The following is a 590-nucleotide window of genomic DNA, read 5'->3' on the forward strand; positions in this document are numbered from 1 at the left end:
AAAAATAGACGTTTCCAGTGGTGATTCACTCACCGCTTTGGCAAGCAATTGGTCAAGCACTTCTATCGCCGGCCCTTCCATATCTAAACGCAACGTCTCTTTAAGCGGCGCTTGCCACAATTCAATGATGTTGCCCTGCCACATTGGTTTCAGCCACGAAACAGGTAAACGTAGACGCTGTTTGCCATTGAGCACTTCTACTTGGTCGTTGCCAACTGCATACAAAATCACGTAACCAACATCGCCTTGATAATTCAGCTCTAAAATAACCGGTCGATTTTGCTGCATCAGCAAGGGCCACGTTGCCATTTTTCTTTCACAACGCATGGTGGATTGAGGCTCAGACAAGCAAAGATTATCGCGCACTGATGCTCGATATCCCCAAAGGCGGTAAAGATCATTCACGGCTAGATTGGATTGTTTCTGCGCCAACAGCATATCGCGCTGTGCATCAGTTAGCTGCTCACTTGCCATAAGAGGAGCAGGAGTAGACGAAGACGCAGCAACGGGTACTTCCGACATCGGAGCCTTTGGCTTCATTGGCATGTAATTTATTGCAGCCCAGCCGACACCAACCGCTGCCATTACAC

At 48.5% G+C, this 590-nt stretch carries 1 pseudogene; it reads right to left on the reverse strand.

Annotated elements, in window-relative coordinates:
• A pseudogene (locus tag R7R78_RS27995) lies at positions 1 to 590 on the reverse strand (hypothetical protein); the annotation flags it as partial.

Source organism: Vibrio sp. 2134-1 (genome assembly GCF_033339495.1).